This is a genomic window from Amycolatopsis sp. WAC 01376, from assembly GCF_003947415.1.
Taxonomy (GTDB): domain Bacteria; phylum Actinomycetota; class Actinomycetes; order Mycobacteriales; family Pseudonocardiaceae; genus Amycolatopsis.
Genome location: NZ_QHKL01000003.1, coordinates 255,577 through 267,675, shown reverse-complemented (window position 1 = coordinate 267,675; position 12,099 = coordinate 255,577). Strand labels below are relative to the sequence as shown.

13 protein-coding genes are annotated in these 12,099 nt (G+C 68.2%); 7 read left to right on the top strand and 6 right to left on the bottom strand.

Translation table 11 applies throughout. The annotated features are described in order from the left end of the window. Positions 1-41: 41 nt before the first annotated feature. Positions 42-815: an enoyl-CoA hydratase family protein gene (locus DMH03_RS17965; RefSeq protein WP_125793181.1), complete on the top strand. Its 774-nt coding sequence runs from the start codon at positions 42-44 to the stop codon at positions 813-815. 3 nt (positions 816-818) lie between these two features. Here DMH03_RS17965 and DMH03_RS17960 read toward each other — a convergent pair whose 3' ends face one another. The 3 genes from DMH03_RS17960 to DMH03_RS17950 are packed head-to-tail and all read right to left on the bottom strand — an operon-like array spanning position 819 to position 1,863. Continuing rightward, positions 819-1,175, bottom strand: a complete 357-nt coding sequence (locus DMH03_RS17960; RefSeq protein WP_125793180.1) for a barstar family protein — start codon at positions 1,173-1,175, stop codon at positions 819-821. Beyond that, positions 1,172-1,648: a ribonuclease domain-containing protein gene (locus DMH03_RS17955; protein ID WP_125793179.1), complete on the bottom strand. Its 477-nt coding sequence runs from the start codon at positions 1,646-1,648 to the stop codon at positions 1,172-1,174. The genes DMH03_RS17960 and DMH03_RS17955 overlap by 4 nt, the downstream gene beginning before the upstream one ends. An 11-nt stretch (positions 1,649-1,659) precedes the next feature. Next, positions 1,660-1,863, bottom strand: a complete 204-nt coding sequence (locus DMH03_RS17950; protein WP_125793178.1) for a CDP-alcohol phosphatidyltransferase family protein — start codon at positions 1,861-1,863, stop codon at positions 1,660-1,662. A gap of 60 nt (positions 1,864-1,923) precedes the next feature. On the opposite strand from DMH03_RS17950, the gene DMH03_RS17945 reads away from it, so the two are divergent. From DMH03_RS17945 to DMH03_RS17935, 3 genes are all read left to right on the top strand, one after another. Next, a complete protein-coding gene (locus DMH03_RS17945) occupies positions 1,924-2,889 on the top strand; it encodes a zinc-binding dehydrogenase (protein WP_125793177.1) in 966 nt (321 codons plus the stop codon). Positions 2,890-3,072: 183 nt separating this feature from the next. Continuing rightward, positions 3,073-4,116 carry an alpha/beta hydrolase gene (locus tag DMH03_RS17940; RefSeq protein ID WP_125785905.1) on the top strand — a complete coding sequence of 348 codons (1,044 nt, stop codon included), beginning with the start codon at positions 3,073-3,075 and terminating at the stop codon, positions 4,114-4,116. A gap of 79 nt (positions 4,117-4,195) precedes the next feature. Beyond that, on the top strand, positions 4,196-5,674 hold the full coding sequence (locus tag DMH03_RS17935; RefSeq protein ID WP_125793176.1) for an amino acid permease: 1,479 nt from the start codon (positions 4,196-4,198) through the stop codon (positions 5,672-5,674). Here DMH03_RS17935 and DMH03_RS17930 read toward each other — a convergent pair. Then, complete coding sequence (locus DMH03_RS17930) at positions 5,649-6,698, bottom strand: nitronate monooxygenase family protein (protein WP_125793175.1); 1,050 nt, start codon at positions 6,696-6,698, stop codon at positions 5,649-5,651. The two genes, DMH03_RS17935 and DMH03_RS17930, sit on opposite strands and share 26 nt — an antisense overlap. A gap of 154 nt (positions 6,699-6,852) precedes the next feature. Between DMH03_RS17930 and DMH03_RS17925 the strand changes: the two genes are divergently transcribed. After that, a complete protein-coding gene (locus tag DMH03_RS17925) occupies positions 6,853-8,616 on the top strand; it encodes a family 20 glycosylhydrolase (RefSeq protein WP_199748914.1) in 1,764 nt (587 codons plus the stop codon). A gap of 57 nt (positions 8,617-8,673) precedes the next feature. Then, positions 8,674-9,120 carry a pyridoxamine 5'-phosphate oxidase gene (locus DMH03_RS17920; RefSeq protein WP_125793174.1) on the top strand — a complete coding sequence of 149 codons (447 nt, stop codon included), beginning with the start codon at positions 8,674-8,676 and terminating at the stop codon, positions 9,118-9,120. A gap of 50 nt (positions 9,121-9,170) precedes the next feature. Here DMH03_RS17920 and lepA read toward each other — a convergent pair whose 3' ends face one another. Beyond that, complete coding sequence (gene lepA / locus DMH03_RS17915) at positions 9,171-11,012, bottom strand: translation elongation factor 4 (RefSeq protein ID WP_125793173.1); 1,842 nt, start codon at positions 11,010-11,012, stop codon at positions 9,171-9,173. 113 nt (positions 11,013-11,125) lie between these two features. Here lepA and DMH03_RS17910 point away from each other — a divergent pair, with 113 nt between their 5' ends. Then, a complete protein-coding gene (locus DMH03_RS17910; protein WP_125793172.1) occupies positions 11,126-11,713 on the top strand; it encodes a class I SAM-dependent methyltransferase in 588 nt (195 codons plus the stop codon). Here the strand turns inward: DMH03_RS17910 and DMH03_RS17905 are convergent. Continuing rightward, positions 11,710-12,084, bottom strand: coding sequence for a VOC family protein (locus tag DMH03_RS17905; protein ID WP_125793171.1), 375 nt, complete (start codon positions 12,082-12,084; stop codon positions 11,710-11,712). The genes DMH03_RS17910 and DMH03_RS17905 overlap by 4 nt on opposite strands. Between the last annotated feature and the right edge of the window lie 15 nt (positions 12,085-12,099).

Sequence of the window (12,099 nt, the reverse complement as noted above, 5' to 3'; positions counted from 1 at the left end):
GGCCACTGCCCGGCCCGACTTCGCCCATGCGAAGGTGAGGCATGGCTGACGAACTGGTGCACTACGACGTGGTGGGCGGCACCGCCACGATCACCTTGGACTCCCCGCACAACCGCAACGCGCTCTCCGCCCAGCTGCGGCGTGAACTGAGCGAATCGCTGGACAAGGCACGGGCGGATGACGCCGTGCGGGTCATCGTGCTCACCCACACCGGCCCGGTGTTCTGCGCGGGGATGGATCTCAAGGAGGCCCGCGGCGCCGGTGCGGGCGCCCAGGGCGTCAACGAGTTCCCGAAGATCCTCGAGCAGCTGTGGACCAGCCCCAAACCTGTCGTGGCGAAGCTGGCGGGCCCCGCGCGGGCGGGCGGGATCGGCATGGTGGCCGCGACCGACATCGCCGTGGCCGTCACCGAAGCGACCTTCGCCTTCTCCGAGGTGCGGATCGGCGTCGTGCCCGCCGTCATCTCGCTCACCGTGCTGCCGCGGCTCAATGCCCGCGCCGCCCACGAACTGTTCCTGACCGGTGACACCTTCGACGCGAAGCGCGCCGTCGAGATCGGCCTGCTGAACTCGGCCGTCTCCGCCGACGAACTCGACGGCGAGGTCGCTCGCTACGTCAAGGCGCTCGCCCTCGGCGGGCCGAAGGCGCTCGCGGCGACGAAGGAACTGCTCAGCAAGCCGCGCCCGGCGACACCGTCCGAAGGCTTCGAGGCCATGAACAAGCTGTCCGCCGGCTTCTTCGCGAGCGAAGAGGGCCAGGAAGGCATCACGGCCTTCGCGCAGAAGCGCAAGCCGAACTGGGTGCCCGAAAGCTGAGCCTCAGTCGGGCAGGACGACGGTGAGGCGCCGGGAGTCCGTCCGCTCACCGGACGGCCCCAGTGCCCGCTGCGCGTCGGAAAGCACGCTGCGGACGGCCAAGTACGCCTTCGGATCGCGCTCCTTGAGCAGCGAGGAACCGGTCCAGATCAGCACGTGCTCACCCGGCGCGAGCCAGGACAGGTCGGTGAGGCAGTCGTAGAGCGCGTCGAGGTTCTTCCCGAAGTAGTCGGGGAAGGACAACGCCTCCGCGATCGCGTCGAGTGTCGAAGCCTTGTCGACCGTCTTGCCGCCGTCGATCAGATGCGGACGCGCACCACGGGCGAACGCCTTGTCCGCCGCTTCCTTCGCCGCGCTCATCGGCTGGGGTCCACTACGACGAAGGACTTGTAGTGGTCCTCGGTGTAGTACAGCTCCTTGCCGGAGCCGGTCACCATTCGCCGCGCTCCGCGATCCGGGCTGCCCGGCGTCTTGACCGTGTACTCCCGGTAGTAGCCGGAACCCTTGGCAGGCAGGACCTTTTCCCGGTTCTGGAAGGTCACGTCGTCGTTGCGAGGATACGGGTACGGCCCGCCCGCCTGGATGAGCTTCCAAGTGTCGGACGCCTGCGGGGGAAGTCCGGTGAGCGGTTTGACCGGAAGACCGGAGTCCGCACCCGCGACCTTGCCCTTCGCCTGGCTCGCGGCGTCTCCCGGCGGCGCGGCCGAAGCGGACGAACTCGCCGGGGCGCTCTTCGTGTCGTCACCGCTGATGCCGTCCTTGACGAACCAGCCTGCGAGCACCAGCACGATCAGGCCGATCAGGGCGGCGGTGATCCGCCTACGGTTGAACATGGTGTGCCAGCTTAGGAGGGCCGGTCGGAGTCGTTCGCATCGCGGGCCGTACCGAAGAGCCGGGCGACCTTGCCGAAGACCGAATCGAGCACCCAGGCGGCGACCAGGCACAGCGGCACGACGACCGCCATGACCAGCACGAACTGCACGGGAAACGGGGCCTGCGCGAGCCACAACTCGACGCCGTCCCACCAGTCTGCAAGCCCGTTGAACACGAATGTGAGCCTACGCTCGCACCCACTGCCACCGCCCGTCAGGCCATGTAGGTTGCTGGCATGTTCGCCGTTTACGCTTCCGAACCCAACGCCGAAAAGCCGCTGGACTCGCTCGTGATCGGCGAGCGACCCGAACCCGAGGCACCCGAAGGCTGGGTGCGGGTCAACGTCAAGGCCGCCAGCCTCAACATGCACGACCTGTGGACGCTGCGCGGCGTCGGCATCAAACCCGAGCAGTTCCCGATGATCCTGGGCTGCGACGGCGCGGGCACCCTCGACGACGGCACCGAGGTCGTCATCCACTCGGTGATCAACGCACCCGGCTGGCAGGGCGACGACACCCTCGACCCGAAACGCACCCTCCTCACCGAGAAGCACCAGGGCACCTTCGCCGAGCAGGTCGTGGTTCCGGCCCGCAACGTCGTGCCGAAGCCGTCGGGCCTGACCTTCGCGGAAGCCGCGACCATGGGCACGGCGTGGCTGACCGCGTACCGGATGCTGTTCGTGAAGTCCGGGCTGCGGCCGGGACAGACGATGCTCGTCCAGGGCGCCTCCGGCGGCGTCTCGACCGCCCTCGTGCAACTCGGGCGGGCGGCCGGATTCCGGGTTTGGGTGACCGGGCGTAGCGAAGAGAAGCGTGCGCTGGCCGAGAGCCTGGGCGCACATCAGACCTTTGAGTCCGGCGCGCGCCTGCCGGAGCGGGTCGACGCGGTCTTCGAAACCGTCGGGAAGGCGACCTGGTCGCATTCGGTGAAGTCGCTCAAACCGGGCGGGATCATCGTTGTTTCGGGGTCGACCAGCGGTCCGGACGCTCACGCGGAGTTGCAGCGCGTGTTCTTTCTGCAACTGCGTATCGCGGGTTCGACAATGGGGACCAGGGACGAACTGAACGATCTCCTCGCCTACCTGGAGCTCACCGGGGTGCGCCCGCAGATCGGCGCCGAGTTGCCATTCGCGGAAGCCGAAACCGGGTTTAAGAACATGCTCGACGGGGAAACTTCCGGCAAGGTGGTCTTCACGCATTGATCGGAGGGGTGAGCGCTCCCCCTCGCGGTGATCAAGCACGCACGCAAGCGCACGTCCGCGCGTTCCTCGCAGGTCAAACAGTCATTTCGGAGTCTTGTCAAGTGTCAAGAACGTTATGACTCAGCGAGCTTTTCACGACCAAAGTTCGACCAAAATCCGACCTCTCGCGGTTAGCCTGGAAAGATGACCGCATCGCAGCGGCCCGAACCGGCGGACCCCGGGGGCCGGACCACCACGGACACCGACCCGATCCGCGTCTCGTTCCGGCGCTACGCCGGCGTTCGCACCAGAGTGCTCGAAGTCGGGCCACAGCCGGTGGAATCTGCCGACCGGGCTCCCCGGAGGGTGCTCGGCAAGCGGGCCGCCGCACGCGCGCACGCCAAGCCGACGGCGCCGCGGCTGGTGCTGCTGCACGGCTATTGCGACAGCGCCGACACCTGGCGCCCGGTTCTGGAGCTGCTCGCGGCCGCCGGTGTTCCGGCGGTCGCGGTCGATCTACCCGGATTCGGTGACGCTCAGCCACTGCGGCCGGGCTCGATGCTGCCGCAGCTGGACGCGTTCACCGCGGCCGTGATCAAGGAACAGGCCGTCCTCGGCACGGTCGTGCTCGCCGGCAACTCGCTCGGCGGCACGATGAGCCTGCGCGCCGCGGAGAACCACCGGCTCCCGGTCGCGGGCGTGGTCTCGATCGCCGCGCCCGGTTTCGTGGACAGCTGGCTCATCCGCACCGTGGCCCGCTACCCGCTGCCGCTGCGGATGTACTCGGCTCTCCCGCTGCCGATCCCCGGCTTCCTCGTGCGCGCCGTCGCCGAGCAGGTCGTCCCCCGGCTGCTGTACGCGAACGCGACCGCCGCGGACGCCGAGCAGGTGCGCCGGTTCACCTCGCTGTTCCCGGACTACCGCTCCACCACCACCCGGCTCGAACAGGCGCGGCAACTGGTCGAAGAGCTGGCGGACGCGTACCGGCTCGAAGAGATCCGCGTCCCGCTCCTGGTGGTCGTCTGCGGCAAGGACAAACTGGTCAGCGCCGCCTCCGGACGGCAGCTGCACGCGCTGGTCCCGCACAGCAGGCTGATGGTGCGCGAGGACTGGGGCCACTGCCCGCAGCTGGACGACCCCGTCGAGATCTCGGAACTGCTCACCTACTTCTCCGCCAGTGCGTCGAGGCCGTCGAAGATCGCCGCCCGCGTCGCCGCCGAAGTGAGCGAGGACACCGTCGCCGGATAGGTGCGATGTCCCGACTCCCGCTACGGTGCCTCTCGGACTGTGACCCAGTCCGAAAAGCACGAACTGTTGGGAGACGACGATGTCCGCACCGCGCAGCCTGGGCTCGGGATCCGGGATATTCCGACGCAAACCGATCGAGCAGATCCAAGAACTCAGTGACGGCGGCGGGGGACTCCAGCGCACGCTGGGCCTGCGCCAGCTGACCGCGATCGGGGTCGGCGGCATCATCGGCGCGGGGATCTTCTCCCTGGCCGGCGCGGTCGCGAACGAGAAGGCCGGCCCTGCCGTGCTCATCTCCTTCCTCATCGCGGGCATCGCCAGCGCCGCCGCCGCGTTCTCCTACGCCGAGTTCGCCGGGCTGATCCCCCGGGCCGGATCCGCGTACACCTACGGGTACACCGTGCTCGGCGAGATCGTCGGCTGGTTCATCGGCTGGGACCTCCTGCTGGAGTACACCGCGATCGTCGCGGTGGTCGCGATCGGCATCTCCGGCTACTTCAACGAGCTACTGGGCTACCTCGACATCAACCTCCCGGTCTGGATGCTGGGCGCCCCCGGCACCGAGAAGGCCGACGTCGCAGCGGGCTCCTACAAGATCAACCTGTTCGCCGTGCTGCTGTGCCTGCTGATCGCCTTCATTCTCAACCAGGGCATGAAGAACGCCGCCCGGTTCGAGACGCTGCTGGTCTACCTGAAGGTCGGCCTGGTCCTGCTGGTGATCGTCGTCGGTGTCTTCCACATCAACACCGACAACTACTCGAACTTCTTCCCGTTCGGCCTCAGCGGCGCGTTCGCCGGAGCCGCGACGGTCTTCTTCGCTGTCTTCGGCTACGACGCCATGTCCACCGCGGCCGAGGAATCGACCGACTCCCAGAAGCACATGCCGAAGGCGATCATCTACTCGCTCGCCATCTCGATGGTGCTCTACGTGCTGGCCTGCCTGGTCCTGACCGGGATGGTCAACTACAAGGACATCGACGGCGAAGCCGCCTTCTCCAGCGCCTTCGCGGGCGTCGGGATGAAGTGGCTCGGCCTGATCATCGCGGTCGGCGCGATCATCGGTATCACCACCGTGCTGTTCACCTTCCTCATGGGCGCGAGCCGCGTCGGCTACTCGATGAGCCGCGACGGCCTGCTGCCGAAGTGGTTCAGCAAGACCCACCCGGTGCGCAAGGTGCCGAGCCGGATGACCTGGGTGCTCGGCATCGCGTCGGCGATCATCGCCGGGCTGCTGCCCATCGGTGAGGCCGCGGAACTGACGAACATCGGCATCCTGCTCGCGTTCGTCGTCGTCTGTGTCGCGGTGATCGTGCTGCGCTACAAGCAGCCGGACCTGCCGCGGACGTTCAAGACCCCGGGCATGCCGGTCGTGCCGATCATCGGCATCGTCTTCTCGATCTGGCTGATCACGTTCCTGAACTACCACACCTGGCTGCGGTTCGCGGCCTGGTTCGGCCTCGGCCTGATCATCTACTTCGCCTACAGCCGCCGTCACTCCGCGATGAACGCGAACAACGGCGACGCGAAGCAGGTCAGCGGAGACGACTCAAACGCGTAGCGGCTTCGCGGGCTTCGGCCTGGAGGCGTTCGACGATCGACGCCGCCGGGCCGGAGCCCGCGAGTTCGTAGGTCTGTCCCGCGTAGAGGGACATGATCTCGGGATCGCCCGCCTTGCCCGCCGCCGCGCGGATCGGTTTGGTCAGGTTGTTGACCTGCGGATACGCCGACGGCGCGGTGGCCGAGAAGTCCGCGACCGCGCGGTTGACCAGTGACCGGGCGGGACGTCCGCTGAACGCCCTGGTGAACGCCGTCGGCCTGCCCCCGTCCGCGAGCGCCTGCCGATGCGCGGGCTGCGTGCCGGCCTCATCCGCCTTCAGGAACGCGGTGCCCAGCTGCGCCGCGACGGCACCCGCCGCCAGCACCGCCGCGATGTCGGCACCGTGCACGAGCCCGCCGGTCGCGACGAGTGGCAGGTCCGTCCGCGCGGAGACCAGGCGGAGCAGGCTGAGTACGCCGTACTGCGCTCCCCCGCCTTCAGCTCCGGGCTCGTCAGCGAAGAGCCCTCGATGCGCCCCGGCTTCGAATCCCTGGACCACGAGCGCGTCCGCGCCGACCGCCACCGCCTGATCGGCTTCGACCGGGCTGGTGACGGTGACCGCCACCTTGCTCCCGTTGGCGTGCAAGCGTTCCACGTCTGCGGCCGAGGGCGTGCCGAACGTGAAGGAAACGACCGGAACCTTCCGCTCCAGGACGACCTCGAGCTTCGCGCCATAGGCGTCGTCATCCCAGTTCGGCTCGCCGGGCTCGACGCCGTGGCGTGCGGCCTCCGCGCGCCAGCGCTCGACGTGGCCGCTGAGATCAGTCTCGGCTGAGTCACCCGGAACGAAGAGATTCACGCCGAACGGCGCACCGGTGAGTTCGGCCGTCTTCGCGATCCGGTCCGCGAGGACATCGGCGCTCAGATAGCCCCCGGCCAGGAAACCGAATCCGCCCGCCGCGGTCACCGCGGCGACGAGCTCGGGAGTGGTCGGCCCGCCCGCCATCGGGGCCGCGATCACGGGAAAACGCAGATCTTCGAACACGGATCCGACGATAGTCCCCTCGCGACGACACGGTATGTGACGTTCGAGTCACTCCAAGGATCGCCCAGGGTGGTCTAGACCTTTAACGCAGAAAATGCGACGATCTGAACCGGCCGTGACGCGGGTCACGTTCCCTGTCCCCCTGGAGGCCCCGGTGAAGACCTTGAGAGCGCGGCTGAGCCGCGCCGTCGTCGGGGTGACGCTGCTCGCCGGCGTCACCACCGCAGCCGCCCCCGTCGCCGACGCGGCCACCCCGCCGCTGCAGGCGATCGTCCCGGTCCCGGTCTCGGCCCGAGCGGTCACCGGATCCGACCACGCCCTGACCGCGAACACCAAGATCTACACCCAGGCCGGCTCGGCGCAGGCCAAAGCCGTCGGCGACTACCTCGCCGGGGTCTTCCGCACCTCCACCGGCTTCCCCCTGCCCGTCTCCGACGCGCTGTCGGGCACACCCACCGACGGCATCTCGCTCCTGCTGTCCGGCGCCGACGCCCGCGTCGGCGACCAGGGCTACCAACTGAACTCGACGTCCGCTTCGGTCGTCCTCCGCGCGACGACGGCACAAGGCCTCTTCGGCGGCGTACAGACACTGCGGCAGTTGCTGCCCGGCAAGATCGAAAGCTCCACGGTGCAGCAAGGCCCCTGGACGATCCCGGGCGCCGACATCCTGGACTACCCGCGCTTCGGCTACCGCGGCGCGATGCTCGACGTCGCCCGGCACTTCCACCCGGTCGCCACGGTCAAGCGGTACATCGACCAGCTGGCGCAGTACAAGATCAACAATCTGCACCTGCACCTGGCCGACGACCAGGGCTGGCGCATCCAGATCGACAGCTGGCCGCGGCTGGCCACCTATGGCGGCAGCACTCAGGTCGGCGGCGGCGCCGGTGGCTACTACACCAAGGCCCAGTACACGGAGATTGTGAACTACGCGGCTTCGCGGTTCATCACGGTCATCCCGGAGATCGACATGCCCGGGCACACCAACGCCGCCCTGGCGTCGTACGCCGAACTGAACTGCAACAACACCGCTCCCCCGCTGCGCACCGACACCGCCGTGGGCTACAGCTCGCTCTGCATCTCGAAGGAGATCACCTACACCTTCGTCAACGACGTCATCCGGGAGATCGCCGCACTGACCCCCGGGCCGTACTTCCACCTCGGCGGCGACGAAGCCCAGGCCACCAGCGACGCGGACTACCGCACGTTCATGAACCGGGTGCTGCCGATGGTGGCGGCCGCGGGCAAACAGGTCGTCGGCTGGCACGAGATCGGCAAGGCCACCCTGCCCGCCACGGCGACCCCGCAGTTCTGGGGCACGACGACCTCCAGCACTGAGGTTTCGAACGCCGTCGCCCGCGGCAGCAAGGTGATCCTGTCGCCGGCGAACAAGGCGTACCTGGACATGAAGTACAACTCCAGCACGCCGATCGGGCTCTCGTGGGCGGGCTACATCGAGGTCCAGGACGCCTACAACTGGAACCCGGGCGCCTATCTCGCCGGTGTCCCCGAATCCGCCGTCCGCGGCGTCGAATCCCCGCTGTGGACCGAAACCGTGGTGACCCCGGCGAACATCGACTACCTCGCCTTCCCGCGACTCCCGGCGCACGCCGAACTCGGCTGGTCTCCGTGGTCGACCCATGACTGGACCGCCTTCCGGGTACGCCTCGGCGCACAGGCTCCGCGCTGGCAGGCACAGGGCATCGGCTACTACGCGTCGAGCCAGGTGCCTTGGGAAACGGGATCCGGCAACCCGGGCACCTGTTCACTCCCGGCCTGGGACCGCGCTTCCGTCTACACCGGCGGGGCCACCGTCTCCCACAACGGGCACAAATGGACGGCACAGTGGTGGACGCAGGGCGAAGAACCCGGCGCGGGCGGCCAATGGGGCGTCTGGCGCGACAACGGGGCCTGCTGAGCCCCTCCCCTCGCCCGCTCGGCCCCTTGCACCGGCCGGGCGGGCTACGGTGGATCCATGGCCGCTGATCTCGAACTCGTACGCACTCTTTCCTTGCGCGAAAACGGACTCGCGACCGTCTCGACGGTCCGCGCGGACGGCACCGTGCACTCGTCGGTGGTGAACGCCGGGGTGATCGAAGACCCGGTCACGAAAGCGCCGGGGGTCGGTTTCGTCGCGGTGGGCGGGGCGAAGAAACTCGACCTCTTCCGCCGGGCCGGCCACGCCACGATCACCTTCCGCCGCGGCTGGGAATGGGCGGCGGTCCAGGGCTCCGTCCACCTCATCGGCCCGGACGACCCGGACCCGGACTTCGACCCGAGCGGGCTCCCCGGGCTGCTGCGCGAGGTGTTCGTCGCGGCGACCGGGACCCACGACGACTGGGACGAGTACGACCGCGTGATGGCCGCCGAACGCCGCGTCGCCGTCTTCGTCGCGGCGAACCGCATCAGCGGAAACCGCTGACACGAAAAAAGGCCGCCCGGATCGTGATCGGGCGGCCTTTTCGTCTGCCGTTACTGCTTCTTCTTGCCTGAGTCCTCTGTGGACAACGCGGCGACGAAGGCTTCCTGCGGGACCTCGACCCGGCCGACGGTCTTCATCCGCTTCTTGCCTTCCTTCTGCTTTTCCAGCAGCTTGCGCTTACGCGAGATGTCACCGCCGTAGCACTTCGCGAGCACGTCCTTGCGGATCGCGCGAATGGTCTCGCGGGCGATGATGCGGGCGCCGATGGCGGCCTGGATCGGCACCTCGAAGTTCTGCCGCGGGATCAGCTCGCGAAGCCGGTTCACCATGCGGTTGCCGTAGTTGTAGGCGTCGTCCTTGTGCACGATCGCGGAGAACGCGTCGACGCCCTCGCCCTGAAGCAGGATGTCCACCTTGACCAGATCCGCCGCCTGCGCGCCGGCCTCTTCGTAATCCAGCGACGCGTATCCGCGCGTCCGCGACTTCAGCGTGTCGAAGAAGTCGAAGATGATCTCGCCCAGCGGCAGGTTGTACCGCAGTTCGACCCGGTCCTCGGACAGGTAGTCCATGCCGAGCAGCACGCCGCGCTTGTTCTGGCACAGCTCCATGATCGTGCCGATGAACTCCGACGGCGCCAGGATGCTCACCTTGCTGACCGGCTCGAGCACCTTGTCGATCTTGTTCCCGGTCGGCCAGTCCGACGGGTTGGTGACGTGGATCTCCTTGCCGTCGTCCAGCACCACGTCGTAGACCACGTTCGGTGCGGTGGAGATCAGGTCGAGGCCGAACTCGCGCTCCAGCCGATCGCGGGTGATCTCCAGGTGCAGCAGGCCGAGGAAGCCGCAGCGGAAGCCGAAGCCGAGCGCCACCGAGGTCTCGGGCTCGTAGTCCAGCGCGGCGTCGTTGAGCTGCAGCTTGTCCAAGGCCTCGCGCAGGTCCGGGTAGTCCGAACCGTCCACCGGATACAGGCCGGAGTAGACCATCGGCTTCGGCTCGCGGTAACCGGCGAGCGGCTCCTTCGCGCCCTGGCGCTCGGAGGTGACGGTGTCACCGACCTTCGACTGCCGGACGTCCTTCACCCCGGTGATGAGATAGCCCACCTCGCCGACGCCCAGCCCCTTGCTGGGTTTGGGCTCCGGCGAGATGATCCCGACCTCGAGGAGTTCGTGGGTGGCGCCGGTCGACATCATCTTGATCCGCTCGCGCGGCGTGATCTTGCCGTCGACGACCCTGATGTAGGTCACGACGCCCCGATAGGTGTCGTACACCGAGTCGAAGATCATCGCCCGTGCCGGAGCGTCGGCGTCACCCTCCGGCGCGGGCACCTGCTTCACCACCGCGTCGAGCAGGTCGCCGACGCCGACACCGGTCTTGGCCGACACACGCAGCACGTCCGAGGGCTCGCAGCCGATGATGTGCGCGAGCTCGGCGGCGTACTTGTCCGGATCCGCCGACGGCAGGTCGATCTTGTTGAGCACCGGGATGATCTGGAGGTTGTTCTCGAGCGCGAGGTACAGGTTGGCGAGCGTCTGCGCCTCGATCCCCTGTGCGGCGTCGACCAGCAGGACGGCGCCTTCACACGCCTCGAGCGCGCGGGAGACCTCGTAGGTGAAGTCGACGTGGCCCGGCGTGTCGATCATGTGCAGGACGTGGTCCTGCCCTTCGACCTTCCAGGGCAGGCGCACGTTCTGCGCCTTGATGGTGATCCCGCGTTCCCGCTCGATGTCCATTCGATCGAGGTACTGAGCCCGCATGGCCCGTTCCTCGACCACGCCGGTGAGCTGCAGCATCCGGTCGGCCAGGGTCGACTTGCCGTGGTCGATGTGCGCGATGATGCAGAAGTTCCGGATGAGCTCCGGGGGCGTGAAGGTCGTGTCGGCGAACGTCGTCAACGGGTTTCCTCGCGAAGGTCGGGGTGTGCCACCTCTATGGTCCCATGCCGCTCCGGGTGCGAGTGGGGGTCATCCCCGATGCGGCCCGTGGTGAGCTGTGGTGCCCTCGAAGTATGAGTACTTCACTGTCCCAAATGCTCGATCGCACGTTCGGCCATCCCAGGGGACTGCTCGGCCGGTTCGGCGGCCTGGCGATGGCGCACGGCAACGCCGCCACCGAACTTCGCATCGTCGAACTGGCGTCGATCGAGTCCGGCGAAACCGCGCTGGTCGTGGGCCCCGGCCCGGGGGTCGGCCTCCAGGCCGCGGCCGAACGCGCGGACCGTGCGGTCGGCGTCGACCCCTCCCCGGAGATGCTCGCCCGCTCCCGCCGCCGCTGCGGCGACAAGGTCGAGCTACGGCGCGGCTCCGCGGACTCCACCGGTGAGCCCGACGAGAGCGTCGACGTGATCCTGAGCGTCAACAACGTGCAGCTGTGGGAAGACCGGGCGGCCGGTTTCGCCGAGCTGTTCCGCGTGCTGCGGCCCGGCGGCAGGCTGCTGCTGTCTTCGCACGAGAAGTGGCTGCCGGTGTCCCGGCACGAGCTGGCCGACGAAGCGGCCACCGCCGGCTTCACCGACCTGCAGACCTGGACCTGGGACCCGCCGGGCTTCGGCGCCTCGCTCGCCGCTCAGCTGCGCGCGATCAAGCCGCGGCCCTAACGCGGGTCGGTGCGCAACGGATGCTCACGCGGCACCTCGACCAGCACGATCCTGGTGCCGTCCGGGTCGGCGATCCACGCTTCGTCCAGTCCCCAGGGTTCACGACGCGCCCCGCGGACCGGTTCCAAGCCCTTCGCCACGAGCTCTGCGAGCGCCGCGGGAAGATCCCGGACCTGGAGCCACAAGGCGACATCAGGGGTCGGGCCGGTCTTCCCGGTACCGACGATCTCGATCGACCCGTTCCCGGCGAAGAACACCGTCCCGCCGGGGAACTCCTTGTCGATCGCCAAGCCCAGGGTGTCCCGATAGAACGCCGTCGACACCTCGAGGTCCTTCGGGTGGATCAGCACCCTGCTGCTCAGCACGTCCATGACCCCATCCCTACC

Coding starts and splice junctions, on each gene's coding strand:
- DMH03_RS17905 (WP_125793171.1), bottom strand. CDS start 12,084: ATGGACGTGCTGAGCAGCAGGGTGCTGATCCACCCGAAGGACCTCGAG.
- DMH03_RS17910 (WP_125793172.1), top strand. CDS start 11,126: ATGAGTACTTCACTGTCCCAAATGCTCGATCGCACGTTCGGCCATCCC.
- DMH03_RS17960 (WP_125793180.1), bottom strand. CDS start 1,175: ATGAGCGCGGCGAAGGAAGCGGCGGACAAGGCGTTCGCCCGTGGTGCG.
- DMH03_RS17935 (WP_125793176.1), top strand. CDS start 4,196: ATGTCCGCACCGCGCAGCCTGGGCTCGGGATCCGGGATATTCCGACGC.
- DMH03_RS17965 (WP_125793181.1), top strand. CDS start 42: ATGGCTGACGAACTGGTGCACTACGACGTGGTGGGCGGCACCGCCACG.
- DMH03_RS17945 (WP_125793177.1), top strand. CDS start 1,924: ATGTTCGCCGTTTACGCTTCCGAACCCAACGCCGAAAAGCCGCTGGAC.
- DMH03_RS17940 (WP_125785905.1), top strand. CDS start 3,073: ATGACCGCATCGCAGCGGCCCGAACCGGCGGACCCCGGGGGCCGGACC.
- DMH03_RS17955 (WP_125793179.1), bottom strand. CDS start 1,648: ATGTTCAACCGTAGGCGGATCACCGCCGCCCTGATCGGCCTGATCGTG.
- DMH03_RS17920 (WP_125793174.1), top strand. CDS start 8,674: ATGGCCGCTGATCTCGAACTCGTACGCACTCTTTCCTTGCGCGAAAAC.